General features: G+C 62.0%; 19 protein-coding genes and 2 pseudogenes. 3 read left to right on the forward strand and 18 right to left on the reverse strand.

Going from position 1 to position 23,863, the window contains the following annotated elements; translation table 11 throughout:
- Window positions 1-39: 39 nt before the first annotated feature.
- From B0G74_RS27430 to B0G74_RS27460, 7 genes and pseudogenes are all read right to left on the reverse strand, one after another.
- A complete protein-coding gene (locus B0G74_RS27430; protein ID WP_132378175.1) occupies window positions 40-753 on the reverse strand; it encodes an ABC transporter ATP-binding protein in 714 nt (237 codons plus the stop codon).
- Window positions 750-1,559 carry an ABC transporter ATP-binding protein gene (locus B0G74_RS27435; RefSeq protein ID WP_132378177.1) on the reverse strand — a complete coding sequence of 270 codons (810 nt, stop codon included), beginning with the start codon at window positions 1,557-1,559 and terminating at the stop codon, window positions 750-752. The genes B0G74_RS27430 and B0G74_RS27435 overlap by 4 nt, the downstream gene beginning before the upstream one ends.
- A pseudogene (locus B0G74_RS27440) lies at window positions 1,556-3,497 on the reverse strand (ABC transporter permease). The gene B0G74_RS27435 and the pseudogene B0G74_RS27440 overlap by 4 nt, the downstream one beginning before the upstream one ends.
- 181 nt (window positions 3,498-3,678) lie before the next feature.
- Entirely contained in the window at window positions 3,679-4,263 is a 585-nt protein-coding gene (locus B0G74_RS27445; RefSeq protein ID WP_106276889.1) for an amino acid synthesis family protein, read from the reverse strand.
- Between the two features lie 60 nt (window positions 4,264-4,323).
- Window positions 4,324-4,915, reverse strand: a pseudogene (locus B0G74_RS27450) (amino acid synthesis family protein).
- Complete coding sequence (locus B0G74_RS27455) at window positions 4,891-5,829, reverse strand: UPF0280 family protein (protein WP_132378179.1); 939 nt, start codon at window positions 5,827-5,829, stop codon at window positions 4,891-4,893. Before B0G74_RS27455 ends, B0G74_RS27450 begins: the two are co-directional and overlap by 25 nt.
- Before the next feature lie 49 nt (window positions 5,830-5,878).
- Window positions 5,879-7,471, reverse strand: coding sequence for a 6-hydroxynicotinate reductase (locus tag B0G74_RS27460; protein ID WP_132378181.1), 1,593 nt, complete (start codon window positions 7,469-7,471; stop codon window positions 5,879-5,881).
- Between the two features lie 375 nt (window positions 7,472-7,846).
- Between B0G74_RS27460 and B0G74_RS27465 the strand changes: the two genes are divergently transcribed.
- Window positions 7,847-8,569 (forward strand): TetR family transcriptional regulator, encoded by a 723-nt coding sequence (locus tag B0G74_RS27465; RefSeq protein ID WP_132378183.1) that lies wholly within the window; start codon window positions 7,847-7,849, stop codon window positions 8,567-8,569.
- Window positions 8,570-8,589: 20 nt separating this feature from the next.
- Here B0G74_RS27465 and wecB read toward each other — a convergent pair whose 3' ends face one another.
- From wecB to B0G74_RS27515, 10 genes are all read right to left on the reverse strand, one after another.
- Entirely contained in the window at window positions 8,590-9,693 is a 1,104-nt protein-coding gene (gene wecB / locus B0G74_RS27470; RefSeq protein WP_132378185.1) for a UDP-N-acetylglucosamine 2-epimerase (non-hydrolyzing), read from the reverse strand.
- 55 nt (window positions 9,694-9,748) lie between these two features.
- Complete coding sequence (locus B0G74_RS27475; protein WP_243658317.1) at window positions 9,749-11,062, reverse strand: methyltransferase domain-containing protein; 1,314 nt, start codon at window positions 11,060-11,062, stop codon at window positions 9,749-9,751.
- Window positions 11,011-13,713 carry a glycosyltransferase gene (locus B0G74_RS27480; protein ID WP_243658318.1) on the reverse strand — a complete coding sequence of 901 codons (2,703 nt, stop codon included), beginning with the start codon at window positions 13,711-13,713 and terminating at the stop codon, window positions 11,011-11,013. Before B0G74_RS27480 ends, B0G74_RS27475 begins: the two co-directional genes overlap by 52 nt.
- A gap of 67 nt (window positions 13,714-13,780) precedes the next feature.
- Window positions 13,781-15,151: an ABC transporter ATP-binding protein gene (locus B0G74_RS27485; protein WP_132378189.1), complete on the reverse strand. Its 1,371-nt coding sequence runs from the start codon at window positions 15,149-15,151 to the stop codon at window positions 13,781-13,783.
- Window positions 15,152-16,000: an ABC transporter permease gene (locus B0G74_RS27490; RefSeq protein WP_132378190.1), complete on the reverse strand. Its 849-nt coding sequence runs from the start codon at window positions 15,998-16,000 to the stop codon at window positions 15,152-15,154.
- A 542-nt stretch (window positions 16,001-16,542) separates the two neighbouring features.
- Window positions 16,543-16,938 carry a 4-carboxymuconolactone decarboxylase gene (gene pcaC, locus B0G74_RS27495; protein ID WP_132378192.1) on the reverse strand — a complete coding sequence of 132 codons (396 nt, stop codon included), beginning with the start codon at window positions 16,936-16,938 and terminating at the stop codon, window positions 16,543-16,545.
- A complete protein-coding gene (gene pcaD / locus B0G74_RS27500; protein WP_132378194.1) occupies window positions 16,935-17,726 on the reverse strand; it encodes a 3-oxoadipate enol-lactonase in 792 nt (263 codons plus the stop codon). Before pcaD ends, pcaC begins: the two co-directional genes overlap by 4 nt.
- A 5-nt stretch (window positions 17,727-17,731) precedes the next feature.
- On the reverse strand, window positions 17,732-19,111 hold the full coding sequence (locus tag B0G74_RS27505) for a 3-carboxy-cis,cis-muconate cycloisomerase (protein WP_132378196.1): 1,380 nt from the start codon (window positions 19,109-19,111) through the stop codon (window positions 17,732-17,734).
- A gap of 111 nt (window positions 19,112-19,222) precedes the next feature.
- The gene (locus B0G74_RS27510; protein ID WP_132378198.1) at window positions 19,223-19,882 is read right to left on the reverse strand and encodes a 3-oxoacid CoA-transferase subunit B; all 660 of its coding nucleotides are present in this window, start codon (window positions 19,880-19,882) and stop codon (window positions 19,223-19,225) included.
- A 13-nt stretch (window positions 19,883-19,895) separates the two neighbouring features.
- A complete protein-coding gene (locus tag B0G74_RS27515; RefSeq protein WP_132378200.1) occupies window positions 19,896-20,603 on the reverse strand; it encodes a 3-oxoacid CoA-transferase subunit A in 708 nt (235 codons plus the stop codon).
- 382 nt (window positions 20,604-20,985) lie between these two features.
- Here B0G74_RS27515 and B0G74_RS27520 point away from each other — a divergent pair, with 382 nt between their 5' ends.
- On the forward strand, window positions 20,986-21,915 hold the full coding sequence (locus tag B0G74_RS27520) for a LysR family transcriptional regulator (protein WP_132378202.1): 930 nt from the start codon (window positions 20,986-20,988) through the stop codon (window positions 21,913-21,915).
- Window positions 21,916-22,051: 136 nt separating this feature from the next.
- Window positions 22,052-22,690, forward strand: coding sequence for a GTP cyclohydrolase I FolE (folE, locus tag B0G74_RS27525; protein WP_132378204.1), 639 nt, complete (start codon window positions 22,052-22,054; stop codon window positions 22,688-22,690).
- Between the two features lie 32 nt (window positions 22,691-22,722).
- Here the strand turns inward: folE and B0G74_RS27530 are convergent, their stop codons facing one another.
- Window positions 22,723-23,628, reverse strand: coding sequence for a DMT family transporter (locus B0G74_RS27530; protein ID WP_132378206.1), 906 nt, complete (start codon window positions 23,626-23,628; stop codon window positions 22,723-22,725).
- Between the last annotated feature and the right edge of the window lie 235 nt (window positions 23,629-23,863).

Here is a 23,863-nt window from a genome sequence, read left to right on the forward strand (position 1 = left end):
CAGCGCGCCACTCAGTGCGCGCTGCGCTGTCCGGTGGAATCACACGCTCAGATAAGCGCGCCTCACTGTTTCGTTCTGTGCGAGTTCGCCGATCGTGCCGCTAAAGCGGATCTGCCCTTTTTCGAGCACATACGCGCGGTCGCTGACCAGCTCGGCGAAGTGCAGGTTTTGTTCGGACAACAGAATCGACAGCCCTTCGCGCTTGAGTTCGAGAATCATGTTCGCCATCTGTTCGACGATCACCGGCGCCACGCCTTCGGACGGTTCGTCGAGCAGCACCAGATACGGATTGCCCATCAGCGTGCGCGACACGGTGAGCATCTGCTGCTCGCCGCCGCTCATCTGGCCGCCCGGACGTTGCGGCATTTCGCCGAGATTGGGAAAGAGGCGAAACAATTTTTCCGGCGTCCATTGCGGCGCGCCGTCGCGCGGCGGCTGGCGGCCCGTGTCGAGATTTTCCATCACGGTCAGATCCGCGAACACGCGCCGATCTTCGGGCACGAAACCCATGCCCATGCGTGCGATCCTGTACGGCGGCAACGCCGTAATGTTCTGCCCACGAAAATTCACTTCGCCCTGACGGCGCGGCAGCAAACCCATCACCGCTTTCATCGTGGTGGATTTGCCTGCACCGTTGCGGCCCATCAACGCCACGACTTCGCCTCGCCCCACTTCGAGGCCGACGTCGAACAGAATGTGCGCACGGCCGTAGAACGCGTTGAGGCCGGAGACTTTCAGCATCGGCTCGCTCATTGCAGCGCTCCTTGACCTTGATGGCCGCCCGCCGCCTCGTGCAGCGGCGCGTGCGGCTGGAACGTCTTGCCGGTGCCGAAATAGACTTCCTGTACACGCGGGTCGTTGCGGATCGTGTCGGCGTCGCCCTCGGCGATCAGCTTGCCGCGCGCGAGCACGATCAGGCGATCGGCGTACGCGAATACGACGTCCATGCTGTGCTCGGTAAACAGCACGCCGATCTTGTGTTCGGTGACAAGACGCTTGGTCAGCGCCATCAATTCATTGCGCTCCTTCGGCGCCATGCCGGCGGTGGGTTCATCCATCAGCAGCAGCTTCGGGCGGTTGGCGAGCGCGATCGCGAGTTCGACGCGCTTCACGTCGCCGTACGCGAGCACGCCGCAAGCGCGGTTCGCATCCGCGGCCATGCCGACCTGGTCGAGCAGCGCGAGGGCTTCATCGGCATAGCGCGAGCCCGCGGATTGCCATAGACCAAAGGTTTTGCGTTCGCGCGAGACCAACGCCATCTGCACGTTCTCGATCACGGTCATGGAATTGAAGGTCGCGGCGATCTGAAACGTGCGGCCCACGCCCAGCCGCCAGATGTCGCGCGGACGCATGCCGACCAGCTCTTGACCGTCGAGACGAATCGATCCGGACGAAGGCGGCAACTGCCCGTTGACCATGTTGAAACAGGTCGATTTGCCCGCGCCGTTCGGTCCGAGCAAGGCCAGCAATTGACCGGCTTCGAGATCGAACGAGACATCGTCGACCGCCTTGAGGCCGCCGAACGATTTGGAGAGACCGGCGACGCGCAGCAAGCTCATAGCCCCTCCTTGATCGCGGTACGTTGGGAAGGCGAGACGGCGGTCTGTTCCGCCTGGTCGGCGCTGTCGTCGCCGAAACGCTCGCGAATGAAGCCGACGATTCCCTGCGGAAACGCGATCACCAGCAACAAAATCGCGAAGCCCAGCAGCGCCTGCCAATAATCGGTTTGCCGCGCGACCGTGTCTTGCAGCCACGTGAACACGGCCGCGCCCACAATCGGCCCGGTGAGTGTCTGCAAGCCGCCGAGCAGCACCATGACGAGGCCGTCCACGGAACGGCTCACGCTGATCACTTCCGGCGAGATCGTGCCCTTGGAAAACGCATACAGAGATCCGGCGAGCCCGCAGAACAGCGATGCGATCACGAACGCGGCCCATTGCACGCGCTTCACGTCGATGCCGATCGCTTCGGCGCGCAGCACCGAGTCACGCGACGCGCGCATCGCGTAGCCGAGCGGCGAAAATAGCATCTTGCGCAACAACCACACGCCGATCACGGCGCAGACGAGCGTCACGTAATAGAAGGCCACCGGCGAGGACAACCAGTTCGACGGCCACAACCCGAGAATGCCGTTGCTGCCGCCCGTCACGTCGTCCCACTGGAACACGACCGACCAGACGATCTGCGCGAAACGCGAGCGTCAGCATCGCGAGATAGACGCCGGAGAGCCGCACGCAGAACCAGCCGAACACCAGCGCGCCGGCCACCGCCAATAGCGGTCCGAGCAGCAAGGCGGCTTCCATCGGCAGATTCAGCACTTTGAGGAACAGCGCGGCGCCGTATGCGCCCAATCCGAAGTACGCGGCGTGGCCGAACGAATGCATGCCGCCCGGTCCCATGATGAAATGCAGGCTCGTTGCAAACAGCACGGCGATCAGGATTTCGACCAGCAGCACGGGCATGTACGGAAACGCGTTGGCCGCCAATGGCGCAAGCACGAGAACGAGCAAGGCGATGGCGGCCAGCCCCTTGAGCCGTTTGCCCGCCGGCCGCAAAGGCGTTTCCGGCGCCGCCATGCCGCGCACCGCGGCGCTCGCGCGGCCGAGCAAACCCCAAGGACGCACCACCAGCACGACCGCCATCACGACAAACTCCGCGACGAGCGTAAACCGGCTCAGCGACAACCCGACGCCGAAGATCGTCACATGCCCGATGCCGATGCACAGCGCCTTGATCTCCGCGATGATCAGCGCGGCAATGAACGCACCCGGGATCGAGCCCATGCCGCCGACCACCACCACCACGAACGCGTTGCCGATCGTCTCCAGGTCCAGCGACAGATTCGCCGACATGCGCGGCCCTTGCAGCGCGCCGCCTAACCCAGCGAGAAACGCGCCGACGAAAAACACACCGGTAAACAGCCACGCCTGATTGATGCCGAGCGCGCCGAGCATCTCGCGATCCTGCGTCGCGGCGCGCACCAGCGTGCCCCAACGCGTGCGTGTCAGCGCATACCAGAGCAGCAGCAACACCACCGGCCCGATCACGATCAACGCGATGTCGTAGGTGGGCAGCGGATGGCCGAGGAAATCGACCGCGCCCGCCAGATGCGGCGCACGCGGTCCGAACAGGTCTTCCGGGCCCCACAGCCACAGCGCGGCATCGCGAAAGATCAGCACCAGCGCAAATGTGGCGAGCAGATGAAACAGCTCGGGCGCCTGGTAGATGCGCCGCAGGACGACCATCTCGACCAGCGCGCCCAGTACCGCGACCACCAGCGCCGCTGCCAGCACCGACAACCAGAAGCCGCCCGCCGTATGTCCGAAACGGCTCGCTATGCTGTACGCGACATAGATGCCGAACATATAGAAGGAGCCGTGCGCAAAGTTGACGATGCGCGTCACGCCGAAGATCAGCGACAAACCGGCGGCGACGAGAAACAGCGTCGACGCGTCGGCGAGTCCGTTGACCAGCTGTACCAGCAAATTCGAAAGCATCGCGACCCTTGGCAGCTTGCTGAACGGCGAAGGCGCGGCTTTGGCGCCTTCAACGCGATCGGCAGACATTGCAGCGCGTGCGGCACCATGCGCGCACGCGTCAACGGCAGGACAATACAATACGCCCCGAAGAAAGTCCCTTAGCTCATTCGGAGCGCCGGCGAAATCGCCTCACGCAAACTCAGCGCAAACCGTCTTCGCCTTTGATCTCGCTCACCTGCAAGCCGCCGATGCGCGGCAGCGGCCGCCCCGACGCCGTCACCGCGACGGCCACGACGATTTCGTTCGCACGCGGCGCGTCCGACACGCGCGCTTCGATCGCATCGAAATGGCTGCGCACGAAGGCGGCGTCTTTATGGCCGAGCGGCACGTCGATCGCGGTGCCGAGCGTGCCCATCTTCTTCGCCGACGGGACCAGCGCCGCGCCCTTTTCGACCGCCACCCGCAGCGGCGCGCCGAGCTTGGGATGCAGGATCGCCGCGGCATGTTCCAGTTCGCCCGCCTCGCCGACGATGGCGGCCTTGCCGTAGCTTTGCGCCTCGCCCGGCGCGATGCCCAGCGCTTGAACACACTTGTTGCCGAGCAGCGCGCCCAACTCTTCGCCCGCTTCGATCAGCGCGTCGAGTTTGGCCTCGTAACGGCCGGCATAGGGATTGTCGATCACCGCGATCGCGACCGCGCGGCGCGCCGGCGGCTCGACGGCCTGGCCCATTTCAATGCGTGTTTCATCCACTTGCACGACCAGCTTGCGAAGCTTGATTGCCATTTCGCTCTCCGAGTTTCGATGCCTGCTCTGCGTGATCTCACTGCGCCAACCAGGCGCCGCTCAGCGCAATCCGTCCTTACCCACGATCGCCTCTTTCGCGAGGCCGCCGACGCGCGCATGCACGCGCTGCCCCGTGCTCATCACGAGGATATACACCAGTTCATCGGCGGCGGGCGCGCCGGGCACGCGTACTTCGATCGCGTCGAAATGGCTGCGCACGTAGCTCGCGTTGACGTGCGTGAGCGGCACGTCGAGCGCGGTGGACGGCGCGCCGACCTTCTTGGTGGACGGCACGATGGCGTTGGTGGGCACGCCATTCTTCTCCAGCAACTCACGCATCGCGTAGCCGCCGGGAACATGCCACAACGCACCATGTTCAAGTTCGCCGCGCGCGCCGACAATCGCGCCCTTGCCGTAACTCTCGATCGACGCATGCTGCACCGCCATCGCCGCCAGCAACCGTTGCGCCATATCGAAGCCGATCGGCTTGAGCGCTTCCAGCGCGTGCTCGATTTTCGCTTCGTAGCGGCCAGCGAACGGGTTCGTCATCACCGCGGCAATCGCGCCGCGTCTGAGCGGCTGCGCGGGCGCGGGGGCCGAACTCGTGGAAGATATCTTCGACGTGCGTCAGCACGCGGCGTATTTCGAACACGGAGCCTCCGTTGTGATCTGCGCGCGCTGCGTGTGCAGCCCGCCTGTGTCGTGAATACCGGCCACGCGCACCCGCCCTTGCAGGAATAGCGCGGCGCCTTCGATCAAGCCTCGTTCGAGCAGACGCTGCGCGGCTTCGACTCCACGCGACAGCGCAAAGTCGATCAGCGGCTGCGGCAAGGACGGCACGTCGACGGTGACGAGCATATCGCCAAGGTCGCTATCGTCTTTCAACGACGAAGCCGGACGCCGCAGAATACCGGCATGTTCCAGATCGACGGCGTTGGCGATCATGGTCGCGGCGGCGTCGGCGGCGGCGGCGTTGCGCGCGAGCACGGTGACGCTGTCGGCGATGCCGAGGCTGAAGCTGCGGCCGCGCCAGCCGCTCGTCGCAATGCCGCGAATGGGCAGGCTGGCGTCGAGCGTCAGATTGGCGTCGAGCGCCTGATCACGCGATAGCCGCACCGGTGAAAACGACGCGAGGTCTGCGAACACGCCGACGCGGTATTGCTGCCCTTCCGTCAGATAGAGCGCGATATCGCCGCCGTTGTTGATGAAGGCGCGCGCGATGCCTTCGCGTGCGAACGCCGTGATCAGTTCATCGGCAACGCTTCCCGCGACCGCGGCCATCGGCGTGATGTAGCGCGCGCGGTGAGGATGGCAGGCCGACCACATACGGCGGGCCACCGCGCCTTGCAATTCACTGTCGTCCAACGCGGCTTCGGCCGGTACCGGTTGACGCAGGCGCTTGAGCTCGCCGACCAACTCCGGCAACACGTCGACAAAGCGCGCCCAGCACGCCTCATACGCGGCCTGCACCGACTGGGGCGTGCCGTCCGCGCTGAGGATCAGATCGATCGGCCCATGCTGCCAATGCCAGCGGGTCGCATCGAGTCGGGTGCGAGTGGGGTTCATTGTTTCGGTCGCGTTCGTTGCGGTCGTTACATTAGCGCGGTCGGCGCGGTCAGCCAGGCATCGGCGGCATGGCGGGCGGCCACGGGTTGTCGGGATTGCGCGGCAGCGTACGTCGCGCGAGCGGCGCGCCCTCCGTATGTTCCGGCCCGTTCGCGAGCACGCTCTCCAATGACCGCACCGCGTCGAGATGACCGCCGAGATCGCGATAGGTGTCGTACGTCATGGTGAATTCGATCGGCGCGACGATCGCGGGCGTCGGCACCGTGCCGAACGAACGGTCGGGCATGCGTGAGACATCTACCATCACGGTGATCCCGCCGCCCGGCCACACATAAGCCGGCGCGCCGCCGCAGGTCACGTTGACCAGCTTCTGTTTGATCGCGCGCGTGAGCAGCACCGGATTCTCCGTGGCGCCCGCGCGCAGACTGCCGCCCGCGCCGCCGAGAAACAGCACCGTAGCGAGCGAAGGCTCGCAATTCTCGCCGATCCGCTCGACGGTGTGGCGCACCGCGTCCGGCATCGCCGTGATGCGCGGCACAAGATCCTGATCCAGTTCGTACCACTGCGCGTGCTCGCCGGTGGTCGACACCATCAGGAGGCGCATGCCGGGTTTGGCGACGGCGGGATCGAAGCCTTCGACGATCGCGAGCGGGTCCTGAATGTCGGTGCCGCCCCAGCCGGTGCCCGGATTCGCCACCTGAAAATAACGGCCCGGCGTCGACTTGCGTCCGCGAATCTTCACACCTGAACGCGTCATGCCGAGACAGCGTCCGGCCTGATGTTCGGTGAGCACACCGGTAATGTGATCGTCGACGACCACCACTTCGTCGGCATGGCCGAACCATTGCTTCGCGAAGATGCCGATGGTGGCCGACCCGCAGCCCACGCGCATGCGCTGTTCCTCGACGCCGTCGACGATCGGCGCCGCGCCCGCGCGAATCACCAGACTCGCGCCGCCGTCGATGCTCAACTCCACCGCTTCCTTGTTGCCGAGCGCGAGCATCATGTCGCACGTCACGCGGCCTTCTTTCTTGCTGCCGCCGGTCAGATGATGCACGCCACCGAGACTCAACATCTGCGAGCCATATTCCGCCGTCGTCACATGGCCGACAATCTCGCCGTGACAACGCACGTTCGATTGCTCCGGCCCGAGGAAGCGGTCGGTGTCGATCTTCACCTTGAAACTGCAATAGCTGAAGATGCCTTCCGTGACGACCGTGATCATGTCGACGTCGTCGAGTTTCGAGGCGACGATAAAAGGCGCGGGCTTGTAGTCGGGATAGGTGGAGGAAGCGCCGACGCCGGTCACGAACAACGCCTGTTCGGCCGCGGGGTCATGCACTTCGGAAGAGGCGCCGAATTCGATAGCGGCGTTCGCTTCGGACGTTGACGGCGCGCGCGACAGGAACACCACCGGGTCGACACGAATCAACCGCCCATCCGCGTTCGCATAACGATCGCACGCTCCGGTGCGCCCTTCGGATATCTGGCACAGCACCGGGCAGGCATTGCATTCGATCTTGTTCGACGCCATCCGCTCACTGCGCGGCGCCGCCTTCTCGAGCACGGTCGGACCCGGCGTCGAGGCGGTTTCGCCGTCGACGCTGTCCGCACCGAAATCGACCTTCGTATGTTCTGTCATGGTGGGGTTCCCATACGACGACATTACAATCGGTCCCGCTCCGGCTGACGAATAGTGCCTGTTTACCGGCACTTTCGCGTGATCCGCCGACTTCCATGTTGCGGTCACTCACCGTTCGTGTAGTATCCGCTACACCAAACTCGTTAGAAATCTACTCGATCAATTTAGTCTGCGCAACGTATTTACCGGCGTGCGCGTGATTGGTGCAATGCCACATTGCCGTGTGGGTCACGCTTCAATCTACGCCGAAGTGAATGATCGCGCTGCGCATGCCGCAGCAGTCCATGCGGGCTGTATGATGAAGACGCGTCCGTGCCTTGGCCGGCTGCGGCGCATGCCGTTCAACCTGACGCTAACAAGAGATTCGAGACCGCCATGAGTCCCACCGCCGCCCGCAAGCCGGGCGCTACCGGCATCCGTGCGAAACAGGCGCAGGACACGCGCGCCAAGATTCTGAAAGCGGCCATCAAGGTCTTTGCCAAGCAGGGCTATGCGAGCGGACGCGTGGAAAGTATTTCGAAGGCGGCGCGCTCGCACGATCGCATGATTTACTACTACTTCGGCAGCAAGGAACAACTGTTCGTCGAAGTTCTCGAAACCATCTATACGCAATTCAACGAAGCGGAAAGCAAGCTCGATCTCGATCTGGCGGATCCCGTGCATGGGCTCGAACAGATGGTCGAATTCGTCTGGCAGTATTACCTCGATCATCCGGAGTTCGTCACGCTGCTCTCCAGCGAGAATCTGCACCAGGGCAAGCACGCGAAGAAATCATTGAAGCTGAAGGAGATTTCCGGCTACGCGATTTCGGTGGTGCAAAAGTTACTGGACGCGGGTCAGGCGCAGCACGTCTTTCGTGCGGATGTCAAAGCGCGCGATGTCTATCTGATGATCGCGTCGCTCGGCTATTTCTATAACGCCAACCAGTACACGTTGGGCGCGTTTCTCGGCGAGCCGATGATGGACAAGGCGGCGCTCGCGCATTGGCGCGAGGTCATCAAGGATACGGTGTTGCGCGCGGTGCGGTCGAGCTCGCCGGTGGCAGGAGAAGCGGCGGCGCTTGCTGTGAATGAGGCGAGCCAGAATAGCGAGGCGTAGCGCGCCACCGCAAAACGGCGTTACACCTGAAAATGGTCTCTCAACACGCTTACGATTCTCCCGGACGCCAGGCCGTCACCGTAAGGCGACACGCCGCGCGCCATACGCTTGTATTCGGACGGGTCGTCGAGCAGCCGTTGCGTGTTCGAGACAATGCCGGCATAGTCGGTGCCCACGAGCTTCACGACATCATGCGCCACCGCTTCAGGGCGCTCTGTCTCGCGCCGCAGGACGAGCACCGGTTTGCCGAGCGCGGGCGCCTCTTCCTGCACGCCGCCGGAGTCGGTCAGGATCAGATAGGCCCGCTTCATCGCGGCAACGAACGGCAAATAATCCAGAGGTTCGCAGAGCGTGATTCGCGAATGGTTGTCGAGATGGGCGTATGCCGTCTCACGCACGTTCGGATTCGGATGAACGGGATAGAGGATATGGATGTCGGGATTGTCGTCGGCGATCGTCTTGATCGCTCGCAGGATGTTCTGAAACGCCGCGCCGAAATTCTCGCGACGGTGCGACGTCACCAGAATCAGCCGGCTGTCCCCCTTGAACGGCGCCGCGCCGTCGCACCGACCGGCCACATCCAGCAAGGCGTCAATGACCGTGTTGCCGGTGACGAACACGCTCGCCGCATCAATGCCTTCTGTGAGAAGGTTCTGTTTCGCGGTCTCCGTCGGTGCGAAATGCCAGCGCGCGAGCCGGCTTGCAACCACACGATTCATTTCTTCCGGAAACGGATTTGAAAGATCGCCCGTTCTCAGCCCGGCTTCGACATGTCCGACCGGCACGCGCCGGTAAAAGGAGGCGAGCGCCGCCGTCAGTACGGTGGTCGTGTCGCCCTGCGCGAGCAGCACATCGGGCTGTTCGGCGGCAAGCACTTCATCCAGCCGAACCATGAGCCGCGAAGTCAGCATGGGTAGAGACTGGTTGGGCTGCATGATGTCGAGGTCGATATCGGCTTTGATCTCGAACAGACGCAACACCTGATCGAGCATGCCGCGATGCTGCGCCGTTGCGAGAACGCGGCAGTCCGCCCATTCCTCGCGCTGTAACTGTTTGACGAGCGGCGCCATTTTCACCGCTTCAGGACGAGTTCCGATAGTGACGATGATCTTACGTTTTTTCACAGCGTGTTCCGAAATTGGACTTGGTAAAGGGTAGGCAACTGCTTTCTATCGGGCCTTAACGCAGCCGTGTCCTACAGAGGAACCGGCGGATCGCACTTGTGAACCGCCACGTCTTCGAGCGCAGCATCGTGTCCATTTGCCGCTCGACGTCGTCCGCGCGTGCTCGGACTTCGGTTAGGAGCCTCGCGTAACGCTCGCCTTCGATCTGCAACCTTTCGATGCGCGCATGAAGCGAAGCAGTCTCGGCAGACAGGGCGCCACATTCCTGCTTCACTGCCTCGATTGTGTGCTCGCGCTCGGTGATTGCCTGCTTCAATTCGCCGACTGTCTGGTCCCGCTCGGTGATTGCCCGGTTCAATTCGGCGAGCGCTTGATCCCGCTCGGCGAGTGTCTCTTGCGACCGCGTCAGTTTCTCCTTCGCTGCGTCGCGTTCCGCGCATACATCCCGCAGCGCCCTTTCTGTCGACTGGAGAAGCGCGTTCATCGCAGCTTGTTCGCTATGAGTTTGAGCGAGCTGGGACGCAAACTGCTGCCTGTCCGAGGCGTGCTGTAGGGCAATACTTTGACTACGCTCTTGCGCGAACGCTTCGTAGGTGTCGTCGCCTATAAAGAAATTGCGCAGATCGGGCTGGGTGTCTCCGAGCGCCGAGAGCCGCGCGTAGACGACCAATATCTGCTTCCCATTCCAATAGTTGATATTGATTTTCGCCGCATCGACGACGCGGCAAGCGACGGCAGCGAAACCGGGCACCGGGCAGACGGGAATGTTGTCCAGGTCAAACGTGAAGAAATGCTCGGGAATCCGGTCATATTCCTGAAACGGCAGAAGCAGAACCAGAAAGCGCTTCGTATGCTCCGCGAGGAGTGCGACGACTTCGAACGGGTTATCGAAATGTTCCAGCGTGTTCGACGAAAAAATAACGTCGTAGTCGTCCAGCTCGTCGAGCGACTGTGCTTTGAAACGGCCATGCGGAAACGAGGCTTGAGCCTTCTCGATCGCCACTTCCGAAATATCAACTCCGGTGATGGAGTTCACGCCGAGCCATTTGCTCAGTTCATCGACCCCCTGCCCTTCCGCGCAACCCCAGTCGCAGATAGTCCATTGCTCCCGCAACACCAGGTACTTGAACCAGTCCGGCATCAGCTTGGCCGCAACCGTCGCGAAGAATCGCGTTTGCCCGTGTCCACCGGCAGAGACCCAGTCAGTCGAGAAACGATGGTCCCAGTATTGCTTTGAGTTGATGTCTGTCATAAGAAGGCTTGTCGGTCTGTCCATTCCATCGGATGCGTGAGCGTTCGCGATAGGCACATAGATACCTAGTCGACAGCGAGCGTGCTTTCGATGACTTCGCGCCAGCGGTTTTCCCATTCCTTCTTTGCAAACGCGGCCGAGGACTCGAGTCCGTGCGCAGCAAGTCTGGCGAGCCTGGTTCGATCACCGGCCAGTTCCTCGATAGCGGCAGCAAGCTCGATATAGTCCGCACGGATGAGCTTGCCGTTATAGCCGTCGACGATCAGATTCGGCAGTCCGCCGACGTTGGTCGCGATGACTGCGTTATTGGTCGCCAGAGCCTCGATGCAGGAGAGCGATGTTCCTTCCGAATACATGGTCGGCACCAGCACGATATGGCTATCGACATAGGCTTTGTACATGTCCTCCATGTCATATTCGATCCACGTCACTTTGTGTGGATGACGCGCCATGAACGCTTTCACCGCTTCCGCATCGCGGTCGATTGCCTGACCGCACAGGACCAGGCGGATATCCGAGCGCCGCGAAAACAAAACATCGAACGCGTTGATCGTCAGATAGAGACCTCGCGCTTCATAAAGCCGGCGCGGCAGGAGAACGCATAACTCCTCTGTTTCGAAGTTCTTCGGATTGCTCCTGAAACACTCGAGATCGACGTAGTTCGGGACGTACTTCAGCGTATTGGCGAGAGCCCAGTCATAGGTTCGGAGCCAGTTGATAAAGTTCGTATCGACACAGACGCATTGGTCACTGTTGCGAAGTGCGCGGAACAGCGTTTCGTAGCGTCCCCGGTCAAACGTCGCCAGGTTATTGGACGCCCCGTCCCAATGGATGCCGTGGTTGATCGAGATGACGCGCTTGTTTTTTCCAAGCGACGCGGCAAGTTCGGTCGGCGACGCGATAATGAGATCGACGTCCGCGCAGAACTCAGCGTATTTGCTCGACATCCTCTCGAAATCAAAGTTGTCCACGGCGTGAATCCCCACGACCTTGACGCCCCGAAATTCGCGCTCGAAAGGCACCAGCGCATTTTGCAGGAGGCGAACCTCGCAGCCCATGCCACGGAGCACGACTGCGAGGTCGTAGACGTAGCGTTCCGCCCCGCCCTTATAGACGGTTTCGCCGTTCCAGTCGAAGAAGTTGACATTGACGATGTCTACTTTCACTGTGCGCTGCGCAGACGTGGCCATCAGCTTCGCAACGTTCCTGGCGTTGACCTGTCTGAGCAACGGCGCGTGAAGCACCGGCCAGGCATGCGCACGCGCGACCTTCACGGAGGTCTCGGTATACGCGGTCGACCACTGCCCGCTGGCAACCGCATCCACAAAGTCGATTCCCGAGGCGACGATGATGGCGTGTTCGTATTCCCGGATGGTCCGGGTCGGCGTTCCGATCGCCGGCTTCCCCGCGGCCAGATACTCGAACAGCTTCAGCGGCGAAACGGGGTCGGTTTTCTCGCTGACTATGAACGGCACGATGCCGACATCGATCCAGGCGAGATAGTGCTTCAGTTCGGCATACGGTTTCGGGCCGAGGTGAATGAAATTGTCGAACGTATTCAGACGCGCCATGCGCTCCTGAACCTCGTTGCCGTATTGCGGTTCGAAAGCGACGACGGGACCGACGAACAGCAGCACGACATCGTTGAGTCGCACGATTTCGTCGAGCAAATCGAAATCGAGCAGTTCGGAAATTGCGCCGTGGTAGCCGACAACCCGCCGGTTCGCCGCCATCTCGTACAGCTTCGCGGGCACGTCGCATCGCTCGCGCTCGCCGTGAATGAAGTCTTCCGGATAGACGCCGTTTTCCAGCAGCAGCGCATTCGTGACCTTCGCGCGGTTCGCTTCGTACAGTGGATTCGACGAGAACAAGCAGACATTCGCTATCTGCAGCAAGACCTCATGATCGCAGCGCATGACGTCGGAATAGTTCGCGAAGACGGTCAGGTCATCGAGAACATCGTAGATCGTCAATGCAGAGCGGCAAATATCAGCGACGTACTTGAAGCCCGGCCAATGGAGATAGAGCGTGACCGGTTCGTCCTGGAAATAGCCGAGGAAATCCTCGACCATATTGGAAACGTACAGGTTTTTTGCCTTGGGCTGGACAACGGGATATAGGCCGCCGAACTCCAGCATCACGCACAGGTAGCCCGCTTTTGCGAACTCGGCCATGATGTGGTCGGGACGCTGTTTGAGCGAAAGATCATAGGCGACCGGGCACAGTACGACGCCCCGACGGTCGGGATGGGTCGCGAGCAGGCGGCTGATCTGGTGCCTTCTTTGTTTCGACGGGTCCTTGGCGTAGTTCCCAAAGTACGCCGCCTGGGCGCGCGTGTGGGCTTCGTAGCCTCCGCTGGTTATGGGCACAACGTCCGTCGTGGCAATCTGTTGCATGGGAACGCCAGCACCGGTCGGCATCCTGCAGCGCGCCGCCAACGCGTAAGCCGCGTTGGCGATCCGTCGCATTGGCGCGGTCAACTTCCACGAACTGCTTTCGAAGACTTCGCTGAGGCTGCCCTGTACCCGCTCGCGCTCTCGAACCTCGAGCAACAGTTCGCTCGACACCTCGTTCAGCGAGCGCTTGAGACTGTGGATTTCCGACAACGCGTCCGACAACCGCTTCGCAAGCGTATAGCGATCTCTGCGCGCGAGACGCTGCTCCTCGGCAATCTGATTGTGTTGCCTGATATGAGCATCCGCGTCGGAGATCGAAGCGCTCAGCTTCGCGACCGATGCGTGGGTTTGTCTGCGCACTACGTCTAGCATTGTTTCTTGTCCGTCCATGGCCAACCTCTCGAGTCGCCGTTATGGCCAATTTCTCTTTCCGATGCCGTCATTGCCTGTCTAGAGGCATTTCTTCCACGCGTATTTTTTCTGTGATGTCCGGCAGGAACAGCCCGTATCGATCGCTTTCAACATAGGAAGAGAAATAACAGGCGCCCTCGATGTACTCGTAGTACTGCGGCACGGCCGCAGACCGGTCTTCAAGCGCCGCCACGAGCAGATATCGGCCGGTGTTGAGCTGGTTTCTCAAGCAAAACTCGATTTCGAACTCGCTGCCGTCGAAATCGAAGTCAATGCCTTTCTCGTCGTGGGTGGTTCGGACGATCAGATCCGTGCCTTTTGTATCCTTGATGGAGAAGGCCACACTCAGGGCACGTCGATCGACGCCTTCGGGGAGTTGGATCGCCAAACGGACGATCATCGGCTCGAATGCCGTGAACACGCTCTGGCGACGGCAGGCCGAGTCCAGGACCTGGGCCGACACGATCGATCCGATATGCGTCCCCCAGTGATTGATGGGCTCCTCATTGGCGCTCGAGGCGAGCGGCCTCGCGCTTTCCGTGATCTGATCGCTTTGCTTCGCTTCTTCATCATGACCGGCCGCGCTGTCTGCCGACTGACTGGAAATTCCGATCGCCTCGCTTTCGCCGAGTCCTTCGGACATGAACTGCGTGTATTGCGCGGTAACGGCGAACGCGTTGCCCTCCATCCGAACCCGTCCACCATCGAGCCAGACGGCGCGCTCGCACAAGGTTCGCACCGAGCCGACGTCATGCGACACGAAAAGAATCGTGACGCCCGATTCCTTAAGCTCCCTGATCTTGTTGAAGCATTTCGCCTGGAAGCGCGCGTCGCCCACGGCAAGGGCTTCGTCGATGATCAAGACCGCGGGGTCGACGTGAATGGCCACGGCAAACGCGAGCCGCACATACATGCCGCTCGAATAGGTTTTGACCGGCTGATCGATGAAATCGCCGATTTCCGCGAACTGCTCGATGCTGGCGAATTTTCGTTCGATCTGTTCCGCCGTCATTCCCAGCATGGCGGCGTTCAGATAGACGTTTTCCCGACCGGAAAACTCCAGGTTGAAACCGGCTCCCAATTCGAGCAATGCGGCCACGCGGCCGTTGATCGCGATATCGCCCGCGGTGGGTCGCAGTGTTCCGCAAATGATCTGCAAAAGTGTGGACTTGCCGGAGCCATTGCGCCCGATGATGCCGACCGTCTCGCCACGAGTCATCGAAAGCGATACGTCCCGAAGCGCCCAGAATTCCCTGGAATACCTGGTGCGTTTGGGGAAGACGATATGCTTGAGACGGTCGAGCGGCGTTTCGTATATGTCGAAGCGCTTCGAGGCATGTGTCACCCGAATCGTGGTTTCAGGCTTGCCAACTTGATTCAATTCCATGAGCACCGGCATTTACAGAACGTCCGCGAATCCTTCGCGCGTCTTCTGGAACCAGGCCAGACAGATCCACGCGAAACCGATGCTGCATAGCAGATAGATCGCTATCCCGGCGAAGTCGGGCAACTGGCCCGCGATCATGACGGCCCGCGCCTGCTCGATAATGAAAGTCAATGGGTTGGCCAGAATGAGCGCCCTGAAAGTGGGCGTCAAAGTATTGAGGGCGTAAAAAACCGGCGACAGGAACATCAACATGGATGAAAGCAGCGCCGTGACATACGTCAGGTCACGCACGTAGACGCCGGTGGCGGCGAACAGCCAGCCCACCCCCACGCCGACTAAAGCGAGTGGAATGAAGAGGGCCGGTAAAAACACGATCGTCCACTGAAGCTTTCCGTAGACGCACAGTGCGAAGACAATCCAGACGGCAAAACTCGTCAGGAAGTGAAACGCCGCCGAGGCCACCGCAATCCACGGCAGGATCTCGAGCGGAAAGACGACCTTCGTCACGTAGTTGGCATGGGTCGTGATAATGTTCGGCGCTCTATTCAGGCACTCAGCGAAGAAATTGAAAAGAATGAGCCCTGCGAACAGGATCACGGCGAACTGAAAACTGTTGTCGGTTCCAGGCCAGCGCGATTTCAAAAGTGTGCCGAAAACAACCGTATACATTGCGAGCATGATTAACGGCTGAGCAATGGACCACGTCAGTCCCATCACCGACCCGCGATATCGGCTCAGTATGTCCCGTTTGGTCAGCGCGACAATCAGATGGCGTTGCTGCCAGGGAAGTAAAACGAGAGAACTAAAATGGGCACGAGGATGGGATTCCTCGCGGCCATCATGTTTATAGGTAAAGCTCATATTGGCAGATCGCCTTGAACAGCGCCGGCTGGATTTACGGTCAATGAAGCGGTCAACGAAGCGGCGAAACATGCGGCGTCAAATGGAACCCACCAGGATTCCGCCAGTCGCCCGCCGGAGCCTGCCCCATTGCTCTTAATAAGTCCTACGGACCAGCCAAACCCGCGCGAAGGAGTATCACTATCTGAAAGTGATTAAATCCACATCTAAAATATGCAAAAGATTAATAACCTCGAATTGACCAACATTCATATTATTATCGAATTTGGTCGGCAAAATTCTGGAAAATGCTGGTATGCAAACAAGAAAGGCTGAAATGTCTGCAAGAAAATTCAGCCTCAATGTAGGAATTTTCTGCAAAAATCAAGAGGAGTGGAATTCGCGGGTGAGTCACGCAGTGCGCAGCGTCCAGGTCGAACGCCGCCGGATACCAGGTATCCGTATCACAGCCCGTTGCGGGCCGGATGGAAACTAAACATCGTCAATGCTGAAAGGCAGCGCGCATTCGCACGCTGCCTGGCACGTCGTCTCTATGGCATTGCTTACGGCTGCGCTGCCGCCGCGTCATCTTCGCGGAACAGCTTATCCGCGAGGTGAAACGCCGAATTCGCCGCCGGCACGCCGCAATAGATCGCGGTTTGCAACAGCACTTCCTTGATCTGCTCGCGCGTCACGCCGTTGTTCTTCGCGGCGCGCAGATGCAGTGCGAGTTCTTCGCTGCGATTGAGCGCGACCATCATCGCGATGGTCAGCAGGCTGCGCGTGTGGCGCGGCAAGCCATCACGCGTCCAGATTTCGCCCCACGCATAACGGGTGATGAAATTCTGAAACTCTTCCGTCAACTCGGTACGGTTCGCAAGCGACCGGTCGACGTGCGCACTGCCCAGCACCGCGCGTCGCACATCGAGTCCGGCTTCATAGCGATCTTCGTCGTTCATTTCTGCTCCGTCAGGAAATCGATCACAGTCTTCGTGAAAGCGTCGGCTTTCTCGATGTTGGAAATGTGCGAGGCGTCCAGTTCCACGTAACGCGCGCCCGCAATCGACTGCGCCAGTTCGCGGCCTTGCGCCGGTGTCGCGGCCAGATCGTGCGTGCCGCTGATCACCAGCGCCGGCAGCTTGATGCCGGGCGCTTCAGGACGCAGATCGGTGGCGTCGATGGCATCGCAATTCGAGGCGTAGCCTTCCTTGTCGGTATGCACGAACACGTCGCGAATCATGGCCAGCACCACCGGCTCACGCTCGATATAGTCAGCCGTGAACCAACGCGGCAGGACGGCACTGGCCAGCGCGAGCATGCCTTCGCTGCGCGCTTTCGCGGCGCGCGGCACCCATACTTCCGGCGAACCGATGCGCGCCGCCGTATTGCACAGCACGACGCGTTCGAAACGGTTGCCGTGGCGCGCCGCCAATCCGACGCCGGTCAGGCCGCCCATCGACAGTCCGCAGAAATGCGCGCGGGCGATCTTCAGCGTATCCATCAGGCCGATCACGTCGCCGGTCAGTTGTTCGATCGTGTACGGGCCTTTCGGCGCTTCCGAATGGCCGTGGCCGCGTGTGTCGTAGCGCAGCACGCGAAAGTGTTTCGACAGCGCCGCGACTTGCGGCGCCCACATGGACAGATCGGTGCCGAGCGAATTCGACAAGACGATCCACGGCGCGTTGCCGTGACGGTCGCCGTCGATTCGATAGTGAAGCTCGGTGCCGTTGACTGCGGCGTAAGGCATACCGGTTACTCCCTTGAATGGTCGCGCTGCGAGCGCGTGGTGTGAAGTGCCAGCGCGGCGTCTACATAAGCGTGCGCCTGGCCGACGTATTGAGCGGGATCGAGCAGTTGCTTCAGGCGCTCGAGCGGAAGATGTGCGGTGACGGCCGGGTCCGCGGCGAGCACGTCGAACAGCGTTTGACCGTCGCGGATCGCGGCTTTCGATGCGCGCTCCACCAGATGATGCGCGTCGAGCCGGCCGATGCTGTCGCCGAGCGCGAGCATCACCGCTTCGCCGAGAATCAGGCCATGCGTGACGTCGAGATTGGCGGCAAGGCGCGGCACGTTCACGTTCAAGCCGGCGGCGATCTGTTCGATGTTGGCAAGCGCGCCGCCCGCGAGGCGCGCGAGGTCCGGCAGCGCATCCCACTCGGCTTGCCAGCCGCCGAGCGCGCGTTCGTGCTCCTGCACCATGCCGGCGAACACCGTGGCGACCAGCCCCGGTGCACGCACGGCGGCCGTCAGCACAGCCGCGCAGCCCACCGGATTGCGCTTGTGCGGCATCGTCGACGAACCGCCCTTGCCGGCCGCTGCCGGTTCGGCGAGTTCGTCGATTTCGGTTTGCATCTGCAGCGAGATGTCGCGCGCGATCTTGCCGAGCGTGCCGATCAGCATGCCGAACAGCGACGCCGTTTCGGCAATGCGATCGCGCTGTGTGTGCCACGGCAGCGTCGGCACGGCAAGGCCAAGTTCTTTTGCGAGCGACTGGGTGACTTGCGGCGCGGCATCGCGCAGACTCGCCAGCGTGCCCGCCGCGCCGCCGAATTGCAGCACCAGCACGCGAGCGCGCAACGCATCGAGCCGCTCGCGATGACGCAGCAGCGCGTCGAGCCATTGCGCGAATTTCAGGCCGAGCGTGATGGGCAGTGCCTGCTGCAACCAGGTGCGGCCGATCATCGGCGTGGCGCGATGCGCGGCCGCGAGTTTCGCCACGGCGTCGCAGGTGGATTGCAGGCCGCTGTCGAGCAGATCGAAGGTGTCGCGCAGCTGCAGCACCGTCGCCGTGTCGATGATGTCCTGGCTCGTGGCGCCCCAATGCACGTATTTCGACGCTTCGGCGTCGGCTGCCTTGACGCGCGCGGTGAGTTGCTTGACGAGCGGAATCGCCAGGTTGCCGCCGAGCGCGGCGTCGCGTGCGAGCGCGTCGGCGTCGAGTTGGTCGGCCTGACAGGCGGCTTCGATCGCGGCCACCGCCGTCTGCGGAATCACGCTATGTGCGGCCGAAGCGCGCGCGAGCGCCGCTTCCACATCGAGCATCCGTTGCAGCGTGGCACGCGGCGCCCAGATGTCGTTCATCGGCTGCGTGCCGCAAAGAAGGCCGGTCAGACGGGCGCTGGATTCGAGCATGATGACGTCGATGATCGAGGATATCGGAAGTGAAGTGTGCGCCGCGCGGCGCCGGCACGCTAGCCGGCGCCTTCACCGCGTCTCGCGGGCTCTCGGTCTCGCTCAGCCTGGTTAAGCCGCGCGCGCCGCTTGCGTGCCGTCGATCAGCGGCACGCCGGTCAGCTTGTGCAATGCGTCGAAATCGATGTCCGAGAAAATCTCGCGCACCACGAGGCCCTGGTCGGTCACATCGATCATCGCCAGATCCGTATAGATGCGGTCGACGCAACCTACGCCCGTCACCGGGTACGTGCATTCGGCGGCGATCTTGCTTTCGCCCTGCTTGGTCAGATGTTCCATCATCACATAGACCTGCTTCGCGCCGATCGCCAGATCCATCGCACCGCCCACTGCCGGAATCGCATCGGGCGCGCCGGTGTGCCAGTTTGCCAGATCGCCCTTGGCCGACACCTGGAAGGCGCCGAGCACGCAGAAGTCCAGATGGCCGCCGCGCATCATCGCAAACGAATCCGCGTGGTGGAAGTACGCGCCGCCCGTGAGCAGCGTGACGTGCTGCTTGCCGGCGTTGATCAGTTCGTCGTCTTCCTCGCCTTTGGCGGGCGCCGGGCCCATGCCGAGCAGGCCGTTTTCGCTGTGCAGGAAGATTTCCTTGTCGGCGGCGAGGTGGTTCGCCACCAGCGTCGGCACGCCGATGCCGAGGTTCACGTAGGCGCCTTCGGGGATGTCCTGCGCAACGCGCTTGGCCATTTCATCGCGGGTCAGTTTTTTCATGTCGGTCTCCGAATCAGGCGGCAGCGTCGTGAGGATTGGGCATCGGGGCGTGGGCCGCTTGCGGCACTTCGATCACGCGCTGCACGAAAATGCCGGGCGTCACGATGTTTTCCGGATCGAGCGCGCCGAGCGGCACGACTTGCGACACCTGCACGATCGCGGTTTTCGCCGCACTTGCCATGATCGGTCCAAAATTGCGCGCCGTCTTGCGATAGGTGAGATTGCCCCAGCGATCGCCCTTGTACGCCTTGATCAGCGCGAAGTCCGCGTGCAGCGGCGCCTCCAGCACGTAATGCCGGCCGTCGATCAAACGGGTTTCCTTGCCTTCGGCGAGCCTCGTGCCGTAGCCGGTCGGCGTGAAGAAGCCGCCGATACCCGCGCCCGCCGCGCGAATGCGCTCCGCCAGATTGCCCTGCGGCACCAGTTCGAGTTCGATCTCTCCGGCGCGATACAACGCGTCGAACACATACGAATCGGTTTGGCGCGGGAACGAGCAGATGATCTTGCGCACGCGCTTGGCTTTGAGCAGCGCAGCGAGCCCGATGTCGCCGTTACCGGCATTGTTGTTGACGATGGTGAGCTCGCGCGCGCCCTGTTCGATGAGCGCGTCGATCAACTCCGACGGCATGCCGGCCGTGCCGAAGCCTCCGATCATGACGGTCGCGCCGTCGTTGACATCGGCGACCGCCGATTGAAGTGACTCGAAAATCTTGTTGATCATGTCGAATTTCCTTTTGGGGCGCTGCGTGCCGCCAGGCTGGCTGCCTTGCGGGCAGGGTTCGAGCGGGACGGTCTCCGGGCCAATGCCGGCGGCGGCTCGCCAAGTGCGATGCGAAGCTGGCGCCGTTAGTTTGCTCGCTTCAAATTTGTTCGATACATGAACATGGATTCGTTTAGCGAACGCTGAGGCGATTATGGTTGTCCTTCGTGCGCGTTGTCAAGGCAGGGAATTCCCCCTAATCATAGGTTCTCGCTGCTTGCCATGCCGTTAGTTGTTCGGGTTGGCCGGCCAAAGCGGAGAATCGCACTATCCTAACGGGAGATTATTGGGCTAACCTTTATCTACATATCAAATACGCGGCCCGCGCCGCAGGTTACCGAGCATGTCCGAAACAAACCTGGATCTGAACCTCATCCCCTACCTGGTTGCGATGGAAGACACGCGCAATGTCAGCCGCGCCGCCGAGCAGCTCGGCGTGAGCCAGCCACGCGTGAGCACCGCGCTGGGAAAATTGCGGGAGTACTTCGACGATCCGCTCTTCGTGCGCACGTCCAAAGGCATGGAGCCCACGCCGCGCGCGCTCGCCATCCTGCCCGCCGCGCGCGACGCGCTCTTGCGCATCGAGAAAGGCATGCTCGATGTGCAGGAATTCGACCCGGCCACCAGCACTCACACTTTCTCGATCGCGCTTTCCGACGTCGGCGAGATCGTGTTTCTGCCGCGGCTTCTGCAACTCTTCGCTGAACGTGCGCCGTTCGCGAATCTGCGCTCGGTGTCGGTCTCGCCGTCACAGGTGGAACGCGGGCTCGAATCGGGCGACGTCGATCTGGCCATCGGCTATTTCCCCGATCTGGCGGGCAATAACTTCTTCCAGCAACGGCTCTTCACACATCGCTTCATCTGCCTGATGCGCACGGGCCATCCACTGGCGAAGGCGCCGCTCACGCTGGCGCAGTTTGTGGCGTCGGGTCATGCGGTCGTGCGCGCCGAAGGACGCAGCCAGGAAGTCCTCGAGCAATACCTGGAAAAGAAGCGCATCAAACGCCGAGCCGTGCTCGAAACGCCCCACTTCATGAGCCTGCCGTTCATCCTTGCGCGCACCGATCTGCTGGCGACCGTGCCGCACGCGATCGGCTTCGCGTACGTGTCGGAGCATGCGTCGATCACGCTGGTCGAGCCGCCGCTGCCGTTGCCGCATTTCGATCTGCGGCAGCATTGGCATCGCAAGTTTCATAACGATCCGCGTGGCAGTTGGCTGCGCGGCGTGGTTGCCGAACTGTTCAACGACGCAATGGACGAATGGCCGAAATGAGCGGCGGCCGAGCGGCGCGCCCTGACAGCGAAAAGGGACATCGGCACGACGCGGCACAAAACATGGAACAATGGCCGCACTCATTGAACCCGCGCGCTCCGTACAGCGCCGACGCGCGATCCCGGAGGAGCGACGGATGACCAGCAGCAAGGCGAAGAAAACCAAACCCATAGCCGCCACTGAGCGCCCGAGCCGCGAGGAAGCTGAAGCAGCGGTTCGTGTGTTGCTGCGTTGGGCCGGCGACGATCCGGCGCGTGAAGGCCTGATCGACACGCCAGCGCGGGTGGTGCGCTCATACGAGGAGTTTTACGCGGGCTACCAGGTCGACCCGCGTGAGATCCTTGCCCGCACCTTCTCCGAAGTGGACGGCTACGACGAAATGATCGTGCTGAAGGACATCCGCTTCGAAAGCTATTGCGAACATCACATGGTGCCGATCATCGGCCGCGCGCACGTGGCGTATTTGCCGCAGCATCGCGTGGTCGGCATCTCCAAGCTGGCGCGTCTCGTCGATGCGTTCGCCAAACGCCTGCAGATCCAGGAGAAGATGACAGTGCAGATCGCTGACACCTTGAACGACGTGCTGCAACCAGCGGGCGTCGGCGTGATTCTCGAAGCCGCGCATCAATGCATGTCGACACGCGGCGTGCACAAGGCCGGCGTGACGATGGTCACCTCGCGCATGATCGGCACGTTCCGCACGGATCCGTCGACACGCCGCGAATTTCTGTCGATCGTCGGCAATCCGGGCGTGGTGGCGGTCGCCAATACTTAGCTTAGGCGCAGTCGCAGCGCGACATCAGCGCCTCATGCCGCGCTGCGCCTCGTGCGCATCTGCCCAAAAGTGGCCAGCAATACCGCGCCCAGCACGCACGCGACGCCGGCCAGTTGCGCCGCGCTGACGGGTTCGCCCAACACCAGCGCGGCCAACGCGACCGCGCTCACCGGCACGAGCGCGGTCATCAACCCCGCTTCCGCGCCGCTGATTCGCGCGGCCCCCGCATACCAGAGCACGAAGCCCGCCACGGTCGGCACCAGCGCGTAATACAGCACGCCGCCGAGTGCGCTCGCATCGACAGGCAAGGTCCATGGTTTTTCGAAGCAGGCCGGCACGATCGCCACCGCGAAGCCGATGCCGCACATCAACGCCGACAGCGGCAACGGCGCCACCGCGGTGCGCAGCTTGCGATTGAGCAGAATGAACAGCGCCTCGCAGACGATCGCGAGGAACACGAGCGCGTTGCCCGCCAGAGAACTTGCCGCATGCGGCGCGGTGAACTCGCCGGGATGCACGGTGCATACCAGCACGCCCGCCGTCGCCAGCAGGATCGCGCCGATCAACGCGGGTGCGGGGCGCTCGCTGAGCGCGAGCATGGCGACGCCGGCCGATACGGCGGGCAAGGTGCCGGCAATCACGCCGGCATCGGCAGCCGAGGCGAGCTTCATCCCGCTGATCAGCAACACCGTATAGCCGACACTGCCCGCGCCCGCCTGGGCGATGACGAGCAAGGTATCGCGCCGGTCCAGACGCGGCCAGCGCACGCCTCGCCAACGCATTACCAGCACGAACAACGGAAAGGCAATCGCGAAGCGCAGCGCGGTCGCGCTGAACGGCGGCAGTCCGGCCGCGATCGCTTTGCTGACCACCACCGTGCTGCCGACGCCGAGCATCGCCAGCGCGCAAAACAGATATCCGGCATACCGCGAGTTCATGGTGCTGTCCTCTTCGTTGGATCGAGCACGCAGAGTAGAGGCATGGCGAGCGGCGGTCTTGAACGAAATTGCAGAGAGAAAGCGAGTCAATGAACCAGGTCAGCCGGATCGCGATGACGCCGTCAATGCTCGCCCAGCGCCAAATCCATCGAGTATCCTGAGCGAACGGAACCCCGCTCGAATGAAAGCCGACCAGTAGGCCGCCCGGGTACACGCTTTGCAACCGCGTGAAAAA

Source organism: Paraburkholderia sp. BL9I2N2 (assembly GCF_004339745.1).
Lineage (GTDB): Bacteria > Pseudomonadota > Gammaproteobacteria > Burkholderiales > Burkholderiaceae > Paraburkholderia.